The organism is Cellulophaga sp. Hel_I_12, assembly GCF_000799565.1.
Taxonomy (GTDB): Bacteria; Bacteroidota; Bacteroidia; order Flavobacteriales; family Flavobacteriaceae; genus Cellulophaga.
In genome coordinates, this window is the sequence record NZ_JUHB01000001.1 from 1,249,325 (window position 1) to 1,268,746 (window position 19,422).

Below are 19,422 nucleotides of genomic sequence, written 5' to 3' on the forward strand. Positions count from 1 at the left end.
AAACAAGAACTATGTTGCCATAGCTCTTGCCTTTACACATATCATAAAAATATTCTTATTACTTTTTAATTCCAGGTAAACCTGTAGGTTTTTTAGTCTGCCAATAAAATGTTTCTGCCTTTTTTTCCAAAGGCCAAACCTCATCTAAGGAGTTAGCTTCATAAATTCTTCCGTTTTTAATCACATAATGCACAGAATTACTATTGCGAATATCGTCTAAAGGATTTTTATCTAAAACTACCATGTCTGCCAACTTCCCTACTTCAAGACTTCCTAGATCACCATCCAAACCAAGGGCTTCAGCGCCTAATATGGTGGCTTGTTTAAGGGCATCAATGGTTTTCATTCCACCACTTGCGTTAGACCATAATTCCCAATGGTATCCCAAGCCTTGTAATTGCCCGTGACTCCCTATGCCTGCCAAGCCCCCAGCTTCAATTAAATCTTTCATGAATTCTGCATGCTTTTTAAAAACATGTTCTTCATCCATAAACCATCCTGGTCTACGTCTTGATTTTTGCGCTAATTCTTCGTAAGGCGTGAAGTATTGTATTTTTTCATCGCCCCATACATCCTCTCTTGAATAGTAGTAATTTTCAGCCCATGGCCCTCCATAGGAAACCAATAAGGTAGGTGTTACCGCCATTTTAGATTGAGCAACAGTTTTTATGACATCTTCATATAAAGGATATATAGGAAAGCTATGTTCATGACCAGGGTATCCATCTAATAACTGTGTCATATTTAATTTAAAATCTAATCCTCCTTCAGTGGTTGGCATTAGCTTTAATTCTTTTGCAGCCATAATAACCCATTGCCTTTGTTGCCTGTTACCTACCAAGTACATTTTAATACTCTTCGTATTGTAATATTCACTATACTGTTTTAAAACTTCCTTGGCGTGTTCTAAACTTTCAATTTTGTATCCCCAAAATCCAACACCAGGTCCGGTACTATAAATACGAGGCCCATCAATCATACCCGCCTCTACCATATCAGAATACGTTAAAACATCGGTAGTTCCTGTTTGTGGGTCTCTGGTTGTTGTAACACCATAAGCCAGATTTGCTGCATACGACCAAACTTGATCTTTGTGTATTTCAAAGTTTGGTCTCAAATGTGCGTGGGTATCAATAAAACCTGGCACTATAGTTTTACCCGTGACATCGATAATTTTAGCGCCTTTCGGAACATTTATAGTTTCAGCGTTTCCTATTGCTGTGATTCGATTATTTTCAATAAGAATGGCCCCATTTTCAAGAATCTCATTCCCCTTCATAGTGATTATCCTTCCACCTTTCAATACCACGGTACCTTGAGGTGTATCTTTGGTATAGTTTACCTTGATCTTAAACTCTTCGGCTTCAAACTTTGGATCTTTCTTTTGATCGTTTTCATCTTTTTTATCAGTTTTAGTGCTATCTGAAGGTTTTTCTAGGCCTTTTAACTCTTTTTCTTTCTTTTTTGCTGTGGCTACACTGTCTTTAAATATTTTACCAGCTTCAAGACTATAGCTAAAATGACTCGCACCTAATGACCAATGCACTTTTTTACTATCTGAAGACCAAGTAGGAAATTCGCCCCCTAAAACAGTTAATTTTAAAGCAGGAAATGCCGCTGACTCAGGTTTTGCTAATGAAATAGTAGGCGTTTTACCATATCGAGGAATCACTACTTCATAAATATCATTGTTAATTTTAGCTAAGGCTGATTTTCCATCGGGTGAAATACGAATTTCAGATGGTCTTGAGGCCGTATTGTTTTCCATCCACCCTGCTTCTGCAGTAGGCATTGATGAAGGCATATACCCAGTGGCATCATCATGATCTTTCCCAAAAATATCTTGAGAGCCATAGGTTTCAATACCCGTTAATTTTAAATGTTCTTTCTCATCCGTACCATCCCAACGGATAGATAAGAGTACATCATTTTTACTCAAATAAATGCGATCATCAACTTTTGTAAAGTGAGGTTTTTCGCGATTTTTTGTTTTATCGATCATTTCAATAGCACCACCATCAGAAGATATCCAAACCAAATCTTCCTGAGCTCTCCCTGGTAGACCGCCAAGAGCATCCTCATAGGTTTGCGCTGTTCCTTTGTGAAAAGCGATTCGATTACTTTTATAGGACCATTCTGGGTAGGTATAAATACCTGCTTCTTGGGTTAATTGAATAGGTTTTGGACGCCCGTCTATATTAATTTTATACAAGTGACCACCTCCTTGTTTCCAAGTCGTAAAAACCAAAAATTTACCATCGGGTGACCACGAAGGTTGCGCTTCCGTAAATTCATTGGTCGTCACACGCTTTGGTGTACCTGTTGGTAAATCCATTGTGTATAACCGATTTAAGGCAGTAAACGCTAATTTTTTGCCGTCTGGAGAGGGTTTAGCGTCGCGTATTTGAGTGACCAAGGCTTCTTTGGTATCTTCAATAGGATATTTAAAGGCCAATCTTGGTCCTAAATCAAGAGCGACATTTGCGGTAAAGGGAATCTCGGTCGCGGTATTTGAACTTATCGAAATAGAATAAATTTTACCGCCATAGGAAGCTATTACATTTTTACTATCAGGGGTAAATGACATGGCGGGTAGTACGCCCAAAGGAGCAATCGACTCTTGTTCGTCGCGTTGCACGGGATAGGCCAACCATTTTTCATCACCAGTTTTTAGATTGCGAATTATCAGTCCCGTTTGGTCTTCAAAACGACTGCCGTAAACCAACCAGCTACCATCAGGAGATGGCGTAGGCGTAAAAGCAGAACCATAACGCGATGTAATTACAGCCATATCAGCATCTTCCATGTCATAGGTGCCAATTTGGTATTGAGGTAATTGTGCGTTGTAGTTCCAAGAACCCTCACGCTGAGAAAAATATAGTAATTTACCATCAGCACTAAATGCAGGATCTATAGCCTTTATTGATTTTGGCTCTCCAAAAAGTTCAGTACCAGTACCGCTATCTTTGCTGTACATATGCAATTTAATATTTCTTCTCCCTTTTCCACCTACAATATATGCACCGTCAGGTGTCCATTCAGCTGAGAAAAAATTATGTTTAGAATCTTTTGTAATTTGTTTGTCTTTTTTTGTTGCCAAGTCCATGGTCCAAATATTATCAGACCCACTTTTGTCAGAAATAAATAAGAGTGATTTTCCATCAGGACTGAACCTAGGGTGTACATCGTATGCCAAACCCTTGGTTAATTGTGATGCCGTTCCACCTGCTATAGGTATGGAGTAAATATCTCCCATTAAGTCAAAAACAATAGTTTGACCATCAGGACTAACATCTAAAGAAATCCAAGTTCCTTTTTGAGTGGTAAAAGAAATTTTTCGTTCTGGTTCAAGGGGTAATTCTTTGGTTGCCATTTTAAGGGAGTCGTTTTTAGACTGCGCTTCTTGCGCCAGAATAAAAAAACTACTGAAGTTTACGATCAAAAAAAGCAATACAAAATGAAGCTTGGTATATTTTTTCATATGAATCTCGTTAGGATTAGTTTGGTGGTTTTAAATATAGGCATATTTATGGAGAAAATACAAAGTAAAAGTCCTCCAAAAAACAAACGTTTTAGCTACTGTACCAAGTATTTTAGTATTTCCCTTGTTATGGCTGCCATTTTTAAACCATTTGTATAGAGCACAGCATCCCCTAAAAAAATCACAACTTACAAGCTAACATTGACCAAAATTTATAGTTTTTTAAAGTTAAGGTCACGGACCTTGAATAAAAACCAATTGATTAGCCTATAGCTGATTCTAAAAATCAGAAGTACAATTTAAATTCAGTCCCTTTGTTGATTTCACTTGACACTTCGATAAAACCTCCGTTGTTCTGGAGTATGGTATTGGCCATGTACAAGCCCACTCCTAATCCTTCAACATGGGTATGCATTCGTTTAAAGAGCCCAAATATTTTATCTGGTGTTACATTACCATCAAAACCAATTCCATTATCTGTTATAGTAAGCAGCTTTTTATTGTCGACCAGCGCTGTTTTAATGCTAATAATTGGCGTCCTTTTTGGATGGCGATATTTTATGGCATTTGAAATGAAGTTGTGTAAAACGCTTTCAAAATGAATAGGGTCATAAACTATGGTATCCCATTCCTTGAAGTCCTCCTTAAAAACTGCACCAGATTTCATGATTTCATGGGTGTGTAGCACTTTTATTTTATCCAACACCTCTGAAATATGCAGCTCTTGCTTTTGATGTTCTGAGTGCGATTTTAAAGCTATTATTTGACTTAAGGCATGCAATTTATCGGTCATGACCTTCGTGACTAATTTAACTTTTTCAAATAAAAACATGCCTGCCTCTGAAATTGCATTTTCACTAATCAATAAACTATGCAAGCCATATAAGTTGGCTAAAGGTGCTTTTAAATCGTGTGCCGTTATAAAGGATAATTCTTCTAATTCTTGATTCCTTTTTTTTAGACTTTGATTTAGGTGTACTAATTCAAGTTGTTTTTCATGCAAGTCATCAATCTTTTGTGTCAACTGGGTGATGTCTATTGCAGTGATTCCAATGCCTTCATTTAATTTGAAAATTTTAATTGAAAATTGAAAAAAATCCTCATCAATCGTGCATGGAATTTGTTTTAAACTGATGGAAATACCAGTCTGAATGACCTTCATCAAAGAATGATAATAATCTGTATCTGCCAAATTTGGAAATACCTCTAGCAAATGTTTGCCCGGCAAATTGTCTCTTTTCGTTTTTATACTAGATGCCGCTGCTTGATTAACAGCTACAAAGTATAAATCTTTATCTAGAATTACACATGGAGAAAAGGCGGCCTCAAAAAAGGCATCTCCTAAGTTGTTGTTTTCTGTGGTTGTGGTCAAGTCCATATTTTGCATGTTTTGAATTGGGATTAAAACATAATTATGGCACTAAATTCTATTATTTAACACTATATTTCTTACAATTATATATAAATAAACCTATAGTGTAGGTGAATGGAAGTTAGGTGTCGACCAATCAAAAAGTGAATGCTTTGCTATAAAAAAAGGCACGACATATATCGCGATATATGTCGTGCCCAATTCTTATAAAAAAATAAGCAGGTTACTTTTCGGCTGCCGTAGTATCGGTAGCTTCTTCATCTTCTTTTTTAGAAAAATCTGTTATTCCCTGCTCATGAAGCATATTATACCACTGAATCACTTTTTTGATATCGCTGGCATACACTCTTTCCTCGTCATAATTAGGTAAAATTTCAAAGAAGTACTCTTCTAATTTCAACTTATCATCTTTATGACTTATGGGTGTTTTTTCTCCATTTTCCTTTTCCTGTATTTTTAAAAACACTTCCCGTAAGGGTATTTCTTCGTCTAAGGTATAAATAGCTATTTCAGAGAGCACACTTACATTATTCTTAAAACTCACTGTTATTTTTTTACCGTCAAGTAAAGATTCTGCTACAAAACCAGCTCTAGTTTGTGTCAATAATTTGAATAGGCCTGGTTTTCCCCCTATGGATAAAATTTTATCTAAAATCATTTCTTTTTAATTTCTGGACAAATATTAGAATTTTAAATGTATAAAAAAACTAGATTACCTACCTTTTTTCACATCCGGAAATCGCATGCGGTAATCTACATTTATTTTTCCTTTTGAAATATTGCTTAACCTGTTTTTAATCAATCTCTTTTTTAGGCTAGATAATTTATCTGTAAATAAGATTCCCTCAATATGATCATATTCATGTTGAATGACACGTGCTAATAGGCCATCAAAAGTTTCACGCTTTTTAGTAAAGTTTTCATCCTCATAAGAAATTGTAATTTTACTGTTACGTTTTACATCTTCTCGAACATCAGGGATACTCAAGCAGCCTTCATTAAAAATCCATTCTTCTCCGGTCTCTTCTTCAATTTCAGCATTAACAAATACCCTTTTAAAACCATTTAGTGCTTTTTGTTCTGCTTCTGTTAGCTCTTCATCATCTGCAAAAGGCGAAGTGTCAATGACAAATAAACGAATTGGCAAGCCTATTTGAGGGGCGGCTAAACCCACGCCACTGGCATTGTACATGGTCTCCCACATATTCTCAATTAACGCATCGAGATTAGGATACTCTTTGGTGATGTTGTCGCCTACTTTCCTTAAGACCGTATCTCCGTAAGCTATAATAGGTAAAATCATTTTTTAATTTCTATTTAAATAGGCTTGTAAAATAATGGTAGCACTAATCTCGTCGACTAGGGCTTTATTCTGCCGTTGTTTTTTATTTAAACCACTATCAATCATGGTCTGGAAAGCCATTTTTGAAGTAAAACGTTCATCTTGACGCTCTACGGGTATCTTTGGAAATGTAGCTGTGAGTTTTTTTAAAAAAGGAATAATTAAGGCCTCCGACTCTGATGGCTCATTATTCATTTGTTTTGGCTCCCCAACCACTATCTTAACTACATTTTCTTTTTCTATATATTTTTTTAAAAACACAATTAACTCTTTCGTAGGTACTGTTGTTAAGCCTGATGCTATCAGTTGTAATTCATCGGTAATGGCTACGCCTGTCCGAACTTTCCCAAAATCTAAAGCAACAACCCTACCCATGCATTATTTTTTTGCAAAAATAAAGCTTAATTTGTTATATTAATACTTATGTGTCATTAATTAGCCGTTGAATAGTATATTTGAGGAAAATTTTAGCTTAAAAAATGACCGAATTACAACAAAAAATAGAAAAAGCTTGGGATAACCGAGATTTACTAAATGACTCGAAAACGCAAGAGGCCATCCGCGCTGTGATTGCCTTATTAGATGACGGAAAATTGCGATGTGCCGAACCTACTGCGAGTGGTTGGCAGATCAACGAATGGGTTAAAAAAGCAGTAGTCTTGTATTTCCCCATCCAAAAAATGGAAACCTTAGAAGCTGGTATTTTTGAATACCACGATAAAATGCCCTTAAAAAGAGGCTATAAGGAAAAAGGAATTCGAGTAGTACCAGGTGCCACCGCAAGGCATGGTGCTTACATTTCTGCTGGTACTATTTTAATGCCTAGCTATGTCAACATTGGTGCTTACGTAGATGAAGGTACTATGGTAGATACTTGGGCAACGGTGGGTAGTTGTGCACAAATTGGCAAAAACGTACATCTTAGTGGCGGCGTTGGCATTGGCGGTGTTTTAGAACCTTTACAAGCAGCACCTGTAATTATTGAAGACAATGTTTTTTTAGGCTCTAGATGTATTGTCGTGGAAGGCGTTCGTGTAGAAACAGAAGCCGTGCTAGGCGCAAATGTAGTCCTGACTGCATCAACAAAAATTATTGATGTAACGGGTGAAGTTCCAGTGGAAAGAAAAGGCTTAGTTCCCGCAAGATCTGTAGTCATACCAGGTAGCTACACAAAAAAATTCCCCGCTGGCGATTATCAAGTACCTTGTGCATTAATTATAGGAACTCGTAAAGAAAGCACCAATAAAAAAACTTCATTAAACGATGCGCTTAGGGAATACAATGTAGCGGTTTAAAATTTTATAAGACCTAAAAATCTGCTATCATGCATTTTGTTTGGTAGCAGATTTTTTTATTTATTCACCCAATTCCTATAAACTCCCTCCTATTTTTTTTAGCTTTGTTCACAAGCTAAAAGTGCTTTTAGGGCAATATAAAAAATACAATCCAAAATGAAAATCGTAATTCTCGCCGCAGGTATGGGTTCAAGACTCGGAAATCCTTTTCCAAAACCACTAACACCTTTAGTGAATGACAAAAGTATTATGCAAACTCAGATGGAGAATTTAACACAGTATTTTGCCATCGATGATGTTTATACCGTAGTTGGGTTTAAAAAAGATTTAATCATGGAGCGCTTTCCTGAGGTGAGCTATATTTATAATCCTTTCTTTGACAGCACCAACACCTCAAAAAGCTTATTAAAAGCACTTAATAAATTTAAGGACAAATCGGTTTTATGGTTGAATGGTGATGTGGTCTTTGACGCTAAACTTTTTGAAGTTTTAAATCCTTATATGAAGCAAAAACAATCTTTTGTAGCGGTAAACACCAGCAAGGTAGCGGATGAAGAAGTAAAATATACCTTAAAAGATGGCTTTATTGATGAACTTTCAAAATCAGTAGAAAATGGCCTAGGAGAAGCCGTGGGTATTAATTATATCGCTTCAAAGGATATCAAGCAATTTATTAAGCGTCTAGAAGAATGTGACGATAATGATTATTTTGAACGTGGCCTTGAAATTGCCATTCGTAAAGATAATTTAAAAGTTGCTGCTGTTGATATTTCGGCCTACAATTGTATGGAGGTTGACTTTAAAGAAGACTTAGAAAATGCCAACAAATTACTTCGTCAATGAAAGTGATTCTCTTTTGTCAGAATACCTATGCCTTCGGAATTTTAGCTCCGATTAAAGCTGTTTTAGAGGAAGAGAATCATTCTTACATTTGGTATATTCAACCTAAACTAATCGCTAGTTTTCCCTTCAAAAATGAACTATTTACAACGAGTATTCTTGATGTACAGCTTTTTAAAAGTGATGTAATTTTTGTTCCTGGCAACGAAGTTCCGTATTATCTAAGAGGATTAAAAGTTCAAGTTTTTCACGGTTTTGCAGGTGAAAAAAAAGGACATTTTAGAATTCGCCATTATTTTGATTTATACCTGACACAAGGCCCTTTTTTTACCCATAAGTTTAATGAACTTAAGGCTAAATTTAAAGATTTTGAAGTCATTGAAACAGGTTGGCCTAAGCTAGATATTTATTATCAAAATGATTTGGACTATACTGAAAAAAGAGCCCATCTACTCGACAGTCATAAGGCCAAAAACATTCTTCTTTATGCACCTACTTTTTCACCAAGCCTAACTTCAGCGCCGTACTTACTTGATGAAATTGAAGCTTTAGCACAACGAGAAGATTATTTTATCTTGCTAAAGTTTCATCCTTTAATGCATGCTAAATGGATCGACGTTTACAAAACCTTAGCGGCAAAATATCCGCAGGTCCAATTTGTTACAGACCCTAATATAGTTCCTTACTTACAGCTAGCTGATCTTTTAATCACGGATACTTCTTCTGTCATTTATGAATTTTTACTCCTAGATAAACCCGTCATCACTTTTAAAAATATCTCCAAAGAAATAAAATGGGAGAACAGTCTCCACTATACTAATTTGGGGCCATTAGTGGATAAAACGCTACAGCACGATGAATACGCCGCGGCCAGATTAAAAATCAATAATGCCTACCACCCGTATACCGATGGTAAATCTGCAGAACGCATGGTGCACGCGGTACAGCACTACATTTCGGAAAACGGAGTTCCAGAAGGCCGAAAATTATCCTATCTAAGACGAAAAAAAATACATAAAATTTTTGGTAAACCCATTCAACATCCTTTTAACGGCAATAAAAAAGTAAAAATATCTGCTGCCGTCATTACCTTTAATGAAGACGAACATATTTATCCCCTATTAGAAAACCTGCAATTTGCAGATGAAATCATCATCGTAGATTCGTTCAGTACCGATGGTTCTATTGAAAAAATAAAAGAGTTTAAAAATATTAAGCTGATTCAAAGACCTTTTGTAAATTTCACAGATCAAAAGCAATTTGCCTTAGACCAATGTGCTCATAATTGGGTGGTCTTGATAGATGCTGATGAACGCCTGACGGATGGCTTAAAAAACGAAGTTTTAAAAACAGTACATTCTGATCAGCCAAAAGCTGCCGCCTACTTTTTTAAAAGAACCTTTATGTTCAAAAATGAAAAAATGCGCTTTTCAGGCACGCAATCAGACAAAAACTATCGCTTATTTCAAAAATCAAAAGTACATTTTGACACTTCAAAAACAGTCCATGAAACTTTAGTTGTCCATGGAGATTCTGCCGTTCTATCGCATAAACTAATACATTTTTCCTATAAGAATTACGAAGATTTTAAAGCAAAAAGGTTGAAATATACCCACATGCAAGCCAAAGAGTTATTGGCTAAAAACAAGAAGCCCACCCTACTCCACTTTCTCTTTAAACCCGCGTTCCGTTTTATAAAACACTATATTATTCAATTGGGCTTTTTAGACGGTAAAAAAGGACTTATTTTAAGTTATTTAATGGCATTGGGTATTTATAATCGTTATGCCGTACTGAAGAGACTTCAAAAAAAAACTGATTTAAAATAGCAATTGCTTTTTTACTGTTTTGTACTGCTCGTTCGTCTTTATATATTTTAGACCTAGGTAGTACGTAGATAAAAATGCCCAATAAAAACCTTCCTTTCCATTTAAAAAGTTGAGTTCTAAAATATACTTTTTAAAGAATTCATATTTTACTCTGATAAAAATAAAAAGCAAAGGGTGTTTCTTGTTTTTAAGATACTCACCTTCTGCATAAATCGTTGCGTAGCTATTCAATTTTTCTATATAGGTATCTAAAGAACGTGTTTTAAAATGTAAAAAATTATTTTTTAGTTTTCCTTTATTTCCGTTTAAAACAATACTTGCGTTTACTTTTTTCCCATCAAAACTCCCTAGTTCCTTTTTAAATAGGCGTAAAAAGCATTGTTTACTTTCAGGACCATAGTTGAAAACCTTATCTAAAAAAACTTGTTTTCGTTTTATATAATAACCATCGGCATTTGGCGTAGCTTTTAAAAGTTCTTGTATTTCTTCAATTAAGGCTTCGGTTAAAATTTCATCGGCATCAATACTTAACACCCAATTATTTTTCGTCTGTTCTAATGCGAATTGTTTTTGTGTACCTAAACCATCGAAGTCTTTGTGAAAAATTTGAGCTCCGTATTTTTCACAAATGGCTAGTGTTGCATCCGTACTTCCCGAATCTACCACTACAATTTCATCTGCCCACCATAAAGATTTTAAACATTTTTCAATGATGCGCTCTTCATTAAAAGTAATAATAAAAACAGATAATTTATTTCTCATGGCGCATTTTAAATAGTCGTGCAACAAATAACACTTAATGAAAGTTGTAATACCTCTTAATTGTATAACAGAAATTAGGTGAAAATAGTATGCGGTACTTTATAGTGCTGGTTTAATCGCTCATCATACAGAGCTACTAAAAAGTAATGTTCTATTTTTGAAGGCGCAGAAGAGTTTAGCCTAAATAATAGTCTTATGATTCGCTATACCTAGCAAATAGGGGTAGAGTTTTCAATATTTTAAAAATAGCATATGCAAGAAGAGATAAACAAATGCATTGAAGTTCTCCGTCAAGGTGGTTTAATTGTGTACCCTACGGATACCCTTTGGGGCATTGGCTGCGATGCAACAAATGAAGCTGCTGTTGCCAAAGTTTTTGCCTTAAAAAAACGTGAACTATCAAAAAAAATGAGCTGCCTTGTTGCCAATGATTTTATGCTCGAAAAGCATGTGAAGCAAGTTCCTGAGCTGGCTTATGATCTCATAGATTTAGCGACAAAACCCACCACCATTGTATATGACCAACCTATGGGCATCGCTAAAAATTTAGTTTCAGCAAATCAAACTATAGCCATTCGAGTAGCGTCTGATAAGTTTTGTCAGTATTTAATAGCAAAGTTCAAAAGACCCATTGTGGCAACATCAGCAAACCTCAGCGGAACTCCAGCGCCTAGAAATTTCAAAGAAATTAGTGCTGCTATTTTAAAAGGTGTAGACTATGTGGTAAATTTGCCCGAAGAAATGAATTTAGCAACACCATCATCTATAATTCAACTAAAGAATGACGGAACTGTAAAAATCATCCGAGAATAGTACCATGCATATAGATCATAAGAAAGCCTTAGAAAATCCTATTTTTTCAATTGTGTCAGTCGCCGCCAAAGAGCTTGACATTGATGCATATGTCATTGGTGGTTTTGTTCGCGATTTTTTATTAAAAAATAAGGTAGCTAAAGATATCGATATTGTTGCTATTGGCAGTGGCATTGCTTTGGCCAAAAAAGTAGCCGCTAAACTAAAAGGGAAACCAGAGGTTTCTGTTTTTAAAAATTTTGGTACCGCTATGGTAAAATATGGCGATATTGAGCTAGAATTTGTAGGGGCTAGAAAAGAAAGTTACCATGAAAATAGTCGTAAGCCTGTTGTTGAGGATGGGTCTTTAGATGACGATCAAAAAAGAAGAGATTTTACCATAAACGCGCTAGCCATATCTTTAAACGAAGCCAATTACGGTGAATTATTAGATCCATTTGATGGAGTAAAAGATTTAAAAGATAAAATAATCCGCACACCTTTAGCACCAGGAATCACCTATTCTGATGATCCTTTACGCATGATGCGAGCCATTCGATTTGCGACACAACTTAACTTTACAATTTACACGGCTTCACTAGAAGCCATAACAGCACACAAAGAACGCATCAAAATAATTTCAAAAGAGCGGATTGTTGATGAATTACATAAAATTCTGGCAAGTGAAAAACCATCTCTCGGTTTGGCGCTACTTCACAAAACAGAATTATTAGCCTATATACTTCCGGAATTAACCGCCTTGCAAGGCATTGAAGAAATAGAAGGACAGCGCCATAAAGATAACTTCTGGCATACCCTAGAAGTCGTTGATAATATCGCAAAACATACCGACAATCTCTGGCTGCGCTGGGCTGCACTTTTACATGATATAGGCAAAGCACCGACCAAGCGTTTTGATAAAAAAATTGGTTGGACATTCCATGGGCACGAGTTTTTAGGATCAAAAATGGTTTATAAGCTCTTTAAAAGACTTAGAATGCCTTTAAATGAAAAAATGAAGTTTGTTCAAAAAATGGTCATGATGAGTTCTCGGCCTATCGCAATTTCAGAGGATATTGCGACCGATTCTGCCGTTCGTAGACTTGTTTTTGATGCAGGAGAACATATCGACGATTTAATGACCCTTTGCGAAGCTGATATCACCACAAAAAATCCTAAAAAGCAGAAGAAATACAAGAATAACTTTACACTCGTTCGCCAAAAGATTGTAGAGGTCGAAGAACGAGATCACATACGAAATTTTCAACCTCCAGTTACTGGTGAGGAAATCATGAAAACATTCAACTTAAAACCTTCCAAAGAAGTGGGTGTTCTAAAAGAAGCGATCAAAGAAGCGATTTTAGAGGGCGAAATTCCTAATGAATACGAGGCCGCTAAAAAATTTATGTTTGCTAAAGCTAAAAAAATGAAAATCCTAAGCTAGTGATTTAGAAGTGTTGCTAAAAAATTCTTTATTTTCTTTTAATCTTAACAAGCTCAATTTTCATTTCTAGACTAAAGTGTAGTAATTTTGCAATTCAATTTTTACATGATGCACAAACACTTTAGAAAAATAGCAAAAATATCCTTAATTCTCGTTTATTTAGTCATCATAGCAGGTGCTTTTGTAAGAATGACAGGCAGTGGAATGGGCTGCCCTGATTGGCCAAAATGTTTCGGATATTACATTCCACCTACCGAAGAATCAGCTTTAACATGGGATGCTGGTAAAGAGTTTAAAAAAGGACAACTGATTATATTCGAGAAATCCCTAAAAAGCGCTAAAAGCGACTTTACAACAGCTGAAAGCTATAACGAAAAGAACTGGGAGAATTATACGAAACACGATTACGCTATTTTTAATGTTTGGCACACCTGGATAGAGTATATTAACCGGCTTTTAGGGGCTTTAGCTGGCTTAGCCACACTAATTCTTGCGGTTATATCCTTTAGTTATTGGAAAAAAAGCAAACGCATTACCCTATTGTCATGGTTCGTTGTTTTTGGAATGGGCTTTCAGGCCTGGTTAGGAGCTACCGTGGTTTATTCGCTTTTAGCCCCTTATAGAATAACATTGCATATGCTTATGGCCTTGGTCATCGTCGCTGTGCTCTTCTATTTAATCTATTATACCTCTACGCTACGAGTAACAAACAGTGGAAATCGCAAACTCGCCGTCTTGTTTTCAGTAGCCTTAGTCTTTACACTTATTCAGGTAGTTTTAGGAACTCAAGTTCGAGAATTTGTAGACCTCCAATCAGATATTTATGGCAGTCAAGCCAAAAACCAATGGTTAGCCAACCCCACCTTGCAATTTTATATACACCGTTCGTTTTCAGCGGTGGTTTTGGCACTGAATCTTTATATTATTTTTTTAATTGCAAAGCTCAAAGTAGGATTTCGAAAAATTAAATGGGTGATCTATTTGTTAGTGCTTGAAATTATATCAGGTATAGCCATGTATTATATTGATTTTCCGTTCGGTAGCCAAACCTTGCATTTGGTTGTTGCGGCCTTGCTATTTGGAGTGCAATTCTATTTACTTTTAGAAGCTTTAAAATGGACAAAAAGTCCTAAAACTTTGTAACTTTGCGGCTACTTTTAAAATCGAGGTAATGATTTACAAAATCCGTATAATTTTAGATGCAGAAGAAGATATCTTTAGAGATATTGAAATTGAAGCGAGCAGCTCATTAGAAGATTTTCATAATGCAATTACACAAGCATTTGGGTTTTTAGGAAACGAAATGGCATCATTTTACACCTGTGATGAAGAATGGAATCAAGACGAAGAAATTGCCTTGCATGACATTAACGATACTAACTCAGAGCTGCGTTTAATGAATGAAACATTTTTAGAAGATATTATCACTAAAAACAATCCTAAGTTAATTTATGTCTATGATTTTTTCAGCATGTGGACGTTCTTTGTGGAATTAGCTGATATTGTGGATAAAGAAGATGGCAATACCTATCCTAACATATTATTTAGTTTTGGAGATTTACCCGATTCCCCACCAGAAAAAAAGTTCGAAGCAGATCCTACATTCGATTTTGACGATACTTTTGATAGTTACGATGATTTAGATTTTGATGAAAATTGGAATTAAACTTGTTTAACATGGCAAATACCAAGTGTTAGGACCAACAATTATATAGGATGCGTTCCAACACCAAGCAGCCATAGGGACTTGAACAAAACAAAATCCAATTAAAAAACCTACTGTTACCCTTTTAGGCTTTTTAAACTTTTAAACGATACACCCATAGATTTCTGCCAGTGCGGAGATAAAAATTAAATAACAATCAATGATCAATTTATACGCTACCCAAATAGATAGCATATCGCTACATCGCGTTGGGAATAAAAATAAAAATGAGACTATTTTTTTATCAGAAACACCGCATAGCCTCAATGATGAAACTACGGGTTTATTAAAGGAATATTTTTTTAAACCTTTTCGCGAAAAGGAAGAAAACTATTTTCATTTTGCTAATGAGGTCGATGTTGAATTCAACGAAATGTTTAAAATAGTGTCCACTATTTTTAATGATCCTGATAGTATTCATGCAAACTCAAAGAAAATAGCGTCTTATTTATATGAACAGTCTAACCACCCCCACATTAAAAGTGGCGAAGTTTATGTAGCTTATTTAACCGGACTATTGTTAGATAATGTAAAAGTCAATGCTGTTGGTATCTTTAAGAGTGAGTTGAAACACGATTTTATTCAATTTGAAGAAAAAGGAAGCAATTTAGACATCATTATTCAGCAAGGCATTAATATCAATAAATTAGATAAAGGCTGTTTAATTTTTGACACTAATAAGGAAGAAGGCTTCAAAATTTTATCGGTAGACAGCAACCGGTATGATACCAAGTATTGGCTTGAAGATTTTTTAGGAGTGACACCACTATCTGATGACAACTTTAAGACTAAAAATTATTTAAAATTTTGTCAAAATTTCGCTAAAGATGTTGTTTTACCTGCAGAAGACAAACAACAAGAAGTTTTGTTTATGAACCGAGCCGTAAACCATTTTGCAAAAAACGATTCTTTTGAAGAAACTAATTTCTTGAATGAAGTGATGGAAAACCCCGCACTAATTCCCGAATTTAAGCACTACAAAGTAGAAAAAGGCCCTAAATACAGTGTTGAAGATGTTTCTAGTTTTGATATTGCCAATAAGGCCGTTTCTGATGCCCGAAAAAAGATAAAAAATGTAATACATCTAGATACCCATATCCAAATTAAGTTAGATTTTATAAATCCAGAATCTGCGGAAAAGTTCGTAGAAAAAGGATGGGATGAAGAAAAACAAATGTATTACTATTTGGTGTATTTCAACAAAGAGCAGAAAAGTTAAGGATTTACAACTTAATTTTTCGTTCTAAAATTTGTTTCATACTTACGTCTTCATAATTACGTTTTACAAAATCAAGGGCGAGGTTTAATACTTCGCCCATTTTTGTGCAATTTTTAAAATTCACATCATGGGTGAGCTCGTATATTTGAAATTTTAATAATTCAACGTTTTCAGGCGTTGAAATTTCATCCACTAGGCAAGCTTTCAGCAACCTTTTTATTCTATTTCCTGAACTTTTTATACGTTTTGCTACAATAGAACGTTCCTCTAATTTATACTGATCTATCGATTTTAACTGTAGTTTAGAGCGAACCAGTTCTACCATCTGATAATTTTCTTTAAAAAATTGAGGTCGATATACCTTTAACTTGCCCTCAAAACACTGCTGATCAAAATCGATAGCTCTTATTCGGTACACGACATGATCAAAATCATGTACGGGCACTATAACGTAATTATAGGCACGCATATCACCCAATAATCGAATCATGCATCGTTCATTGAACTTTACAAATTCTTTAGCCAATTGCGCTTTTTCAGATTCTGGACAATTGGGCAAGATTTCTTTTATAAAAACATCTCCTGGAATGCCCGCTATATGCTCTTCAATTAAAGTGTTTTTATAGACTAAAAAGTTAAGGTTATACGGCGATAACATATGCTCTAATTCTAAACCATAAATACGTGAAGCATCGGTTTTTTTGATGTAGAAATAGGTGAAGTTGTCGTTTAGAATATTTCTAACTTTGATACGGAAAGGTTTAGAATTACCAAAGGTGCAAAAATCGACAGCATCAATATTGAGGTATTTAAAAATATCATCTCCTCCATCAGATAGTAAAATAGAATATACTTTTTTTAAACTTAAATCTATTTCTATACGATCATACTCTGAATAATATACGCGTACCCACAAGCTGTCTTCGTCATTTGAATCGTAGACAACCACAGAACCTGAAAACCTAAGCAAATCTTCATAAAAAATAGGTATTTCTATGGTTCTGTTATAGTGATTCAAATAACTATTTAATTTTTGACTTACAGGGTATGCCGGCTTTTTTTTCGACATTAATCTTTCTTCGGACATATTCAGAATGCTATATATAGGTAATTCTTAAAGTTATCATTAAATTCAAGAATCACAAGAGTTTACTTAAAAAATATCGTAATAAGTATCATTGATTTTAAGCCTCTTCTCTATTTGAATCAACCTTATAGCTTCAATTCACTACATAGCCTAACTACTTCACAACAAAGAATTGTTTCTGACATCAAGTACCTGTTATTTTACAGGGTAATTTCTTTTTTCTAAAATACCAAAACATTTTCAGATCAAGTGGTATTAAATTTAGGCCCCAAATCTGTCATTACAAACCGAAGAATAACCTACAGAGTAAATCAAAACTAAGGACTTCGTGTATAGCATTCAAATATCATTTCTGAAAACTCCATAGGTTCAAAGAAAAATTTCTACTAAATTTCTGAAACTAATAAATTGTTTTTTATTGTTTAGTGTAACAATTAAGGCTATTCATCGTCTTACCTTAACAACCTAAAACCCTTTCTCTTTGGAAACGATACTTACCGTAAATAAGCTCACGAAAAAATTTGGTGCTCTGACCGCTGTAAACGATTTGTCGTTTACTATTGAAAAAGGCAATGTTTATGGTATTTTAGGGCCCAACGGCAGCGGTAAATCCACCACTTTAGGTATTGTTTTAAATGTAGTCAACGAAACATCGGGAAACTTCAGTTGGTTTGATGGGAATACCACAACACATGATGCTCTGAAGAAAGTAGGAGCTATCATAGAAAGACCTAATTTTTATCCGTATATGACGGCAGTCCAGAATTTAAAATTGGTCTGTAAAATAAAAGAAGTTTCAGAAACTAAAATTGAAGAAAAATTAGAAATCGTTGGACTACTAGATCGTAAAAATAGTAAGTTTTCTACCTATTCTTTAGGTATGAAACAACGCTTAGCCATTGCTTCTGCCCTACTCAATGATCCTGAAATTTTAATTTTAGATGAACCTACGAACGGATTAGACCCTCAAGGAATTCATCAAATCAGAGAAATCATATTAAAAATAGCCTCTCAAGGTACTACCATACTTTTAGCATCACATTTATTGGATGAAGTAGAAAAAGTATGTAGCCATGTTGTGATTCTTAGAAATGGCAAAAAATTATATTCAGGTAGCGTGGATACCATGTTAGCGAGTCATGGTTTTTTTGAGTTAAGGGCAAAGAAAGAAAAGGAATTACTCGATTTCTTAAAAGAAAACAAGAGTTTTAGTGAGGTTAAAATTCATGATGGCCTTATTACAGCTATTTTAAAGGAAGAAATTAATCCTGAGGAATTAAATAAATTGCTTTTTGATAAAGGGATTATACTTTCGCATTTATCGAAAAGAAGAGCAAGCTTAGAAGAGCAATTTCTAAGTTTAACAAAAAATACCAGAAACTAAGGTATTCCAAAAAACCAAAAACTCTTTAAATGAAACGTTTACTGCAAATAGAATTGATTAAACTTTGGAACAACAGAGCTAGTAAAGTTTTAATTATATCGTACTTTTTTCTTTTAACCACTATAGCCCTGGTTGCTGCCATAAAATTTGATTTTGGACCTATTCAATTTCATTTAGCAGACCAAGGGATTTTTAATTTTCCATACATCTGGCATTTTAATACCTTTATTACTGCATTTTTTAAGCTCTTCTTAGCAATTGTTATCGTTTCGATGATGGCCAACGAGTATAGCAATAAAACCATCAAACAAAACTTGATTGACGGACTATCAAAAAAAGAATTTATTCTCTCTAAATTCTTAACCGTCGTAAGTTTATCGTTAATATCTACTGTTTTTGTTTTTTTAGTATCACTTATTCTAGGGTTTATTTATTCTGATTTTATGGAATTTTCCATTATTGTATCGGATTTAGAATTTTTAGTGGCCTTCTTTGTAAAACTAATGGGTTTCTTTTCTTTTTGCTTGTTTTTGGGCATTTTAGTAAAAAGATCGGCCTTTGCTCTTGGTTTTCTAATCTTATGGCAAATTCTTGAAGGTTTTGTGCGAGGCATGATACGCTGGAAATTATTTGATGGCGAAACTACCGATACCATCATGAGCTTTTTTCCATTGAACGCCATGTTTAATTTGATTAAAGAGCCCTTTTCAAGACTTAAAGCAGTACAAGCAGCTTCTCAGCAAATGGGAGTGAAATTAAAACTCAACTATGGCGTACACTGGTACGAGATTGTCATTGTTCTCGCTTGGACGGCTATTTTCATTTATTTATCTTATGCATTATTAAAGAAAAGAGATTTGTAGTATCTTG

17 protein-coding genes are annotated in these 19,422 nt (G+C 34.9%); 10 read left to right on the top strand and 7 right to left on the bottom strand.

The genetic code is table 11. The features are described 5' to 3' along the window. Positions 1 to 58: 58 nt before the first annotated feature. The 5 genes from GQ45_RS05695 to ruvX form a co-directional block, all read right to left on the bottom strand. Entirely contained in the window at positions 59 to 3,481 is a 3,423-nt protein-coding gene (locus GQ45_RS05695; RefSeq protein WP_047415887.1) for an amidohydrolase family protein, read from the bottom strand. A 286-nt stretch (positions 3,482 to 3,767) separates the two neighbouring features. Continuing rightward, entirely contained in the window at positions 3,768 to 4,859 is a 1,092-nt protein-coding gene (locus GQ45_RS05700) for an ATP-binding protein (RefSeq protein WP_047420076.1), read from the bottom strand. Positions 4,860 to 5,076: 217 nt separating this feature from the next. Beyond that, entirely contained in the window at positions 5,077 to 5,511 is a 435-nt protein-coding gene (locus tag GQ45_RS05705) for a DUF5606 domain-containing protein (RefSeq protein WP_047415889.1), read from the bottom strand. 54 nt (positions 5,512 to 5,565) lie between these two features. Beyond that, a complete protein-coding gene (def, locus tag GQ45_RS05710; protein WP_047415892.1) occupies positions 5,566 to 6,156 on the bottom strand; it encodes a peptide deformylase in 591 nt (196 codons plus the stop codon). Between the two features lie 3 nt (positions 6,157 to 6,159). Continuing rightward, positions 6,160 to 6,570 (bottom strand): Holliday junction resolvase RuvX, encoded by a 411-nt coding sequence (gene ruvX / locus GQ45_RS05715; RefSeq protein WP_047415893.1) that lies wholly within the window; start codon positions 6,568 to 6,570, stop codon positions 6,160 to 6,162. Positions 6,571 to 6,674: 104 nt separating this feature from the next. Between ruvX and GQ45_RS05720 the strand changes: the two genes are divergently transcribed. The 3 genes from GQ45_RS05720 to GQ45_RS05730 all read left to right on the top strand — a co-directional run bounded on the left by GQ45_RS05720 (position 6,675) and on the right by GQ45_RS05730 (position 10,159). Next, positions 6,675 to 7,490, top strand: coding sequence for a 2,3,4,5-tetrahydropyridine-2,6-dicarboxylate N-succinyltransferase (locus GQ45_RS05720; protein WP_047415895.1), 816 nt, complete (start codon positions 6,675 to 6,677; stop codon positions 7,488 to 7,490). 156 nt (positions 7,491 to 7,646) lie between these two features. Further along, entirely contained in the window at positions 7,647 to 8,333 is a 687-nt protein-coding gene (locus GQ45_RS05725) for an NTP transferase domain-containing protein (protein ID WP_047415896.1), read from the top strand. Next, entirely contained in the window at positions 8,330 to 10,159 is a 1,830-nt protein-coding gene (locus GQ45_RS05730; protein WP_047415898.1) for a CDP-glycerol glycerophosphotransferase family protein, read from the top strand. Before GQ45_RS05725 ends, GQ45_RS05730 begins: the two co-directional genes overlap by 4 nt. Here the strand turns inward: GQ45_RS05730 and GQ45_RS05735 are convergent. Further along, on the bottom strand, positions 10,151 to 10,921 hold the full coding sequence (locus tag GQ45_RS05735) for a glycosyltransferase family 2 protein (protein WP_047415900.1): 771 nt from the start codon (positions 10,919 to 10,921) through the stop codon (positions 10,151 to 10,153). The genes GQ45_RS05730 and GQ45_RS05735 overlap by 9 nt on opposite strands. A gap of 252 nt (positions 10,922 to 11,173) precedes the next feature. Here GQ45_RS05735 and GQ45_RS05740 point away from each other — a divergent pair, with 252 nt between their 5' ends. The 5 genes from GQ45_RS05740 (at position 11,174) to GQ45_RS05760 (ending at position 16,081) form a co-directional block, all read left to right on the top strand. Continuing rightward, positions 11,174 to 11,734 (top strand): L-threonylcarbamoyladenylate synthase, encoded by a 561-nt coding sequence (locus GQ45_RS05740; protein WP_047415902.1) that lies wholly within the window; start codon positions 11,174 to 11,176, stop codon positions 11,732 to 11,734. 4 nt (positions 11,735 to 11,738) lie between these two features. Next, complete coding sequence (locus tag GQ45_RS05745; RefSeq protein ID WP_369798272.1) at positions 11,739 to 13,157, top strand: CCA tRNA nucleotidyltransferase; 1,419 nt, start codon at positions 11,739 to 11,741, stop codon at positions 13,155 to 13,157. A gap of 108 nt (positions 13,158 to 13,265) precedes the next feature. Further along, positions 13,266 to 14,300 carry a heme A synthase gene (locus GQ45_RS05750; RefSeq protein ID WP_156125483.1) on the top strand — a complete coding sequence of 345 codons (1,035 nt, stop codon included), beginning with the start codon at positions 13,266 to 13,268 and terminating at the stop codon, positions 14,298 to 14,300. Positions 14,301 to 14,328: 28 nt separating this feature from the next. After that, entirely contained in the window at positions 14,329 to 14,823 is a 495-nt protein-coding gene (locus tag GQ45_RS05755) for a hypothetical protein (protein WP_047415906.1), read from the top strand. A 199-nt stretch (positions 14,824 to 15,022) separates the two neighbouring features. Continuing rightward, complete coding sequence (locus tag GQ45_RS05760) at positions 15,023 to 16,081, top strand: nucleoid-associated protein (RefSeq protein WP_047415908.1); 1,059 nt, start codon at positions 15,023 to 15,025, stop codon at positions 16,079 to 16,081. Positions 16,082 to 16,085: 4 nt separating this feature from the next. On the opposite strand, the gene GQ45_RS05765 is transcribed toward GQ45_RS05760, so the two are convergent. Beyond that, complete coding sequence (locus tag GQ45_RS05765; protein WP_047415910.1) at positions 16,086 to 17,168, bottom strand: hypothetical protein; 1,083 nt, start codon at positions 17,166 to 17,168, stop codon at positions 16,086 to 16,088. 481 nt (positions 17,169 to 17,649) lie between these two features. Here GQ45_RS05765 and GQ45_RS05770 point away from each other — a divergent pair, with 481 nt between their 5' ends. Both GQ45_RS05770 and GQ45_RS05775 read left to right on the top strand, forming a co-directional pair. Continuing rightward, positions 17,650 to 18,552 carry an ABC transporter ATP-binding protein gene (locus GQ45_RS05770; RefSeq protein WP_047415913.1) on the top strand — a complete coding sequence of 301 codons (903 nt, stop codon included), beginning with the start codon at positions 17,650 to 17,652 and terminating at the stop codon, positions 18,550 to 18,552. Between the two features lie 29 nt (positions 18,553 to 18,581). Then, positions 18,582 to 19,415: an ABC transporter permease gene (locus tag GQ45_RS05775; protein ID WP_047415914.1), complete on the top strand. Its 834-nt coding sequence runs from the start codon at positions 18,582 to 18,584 to the stop codon at positions 19,413 to 19,415. Positions 19,416 to 19,422: the final 7 nt, after the last annotated feature.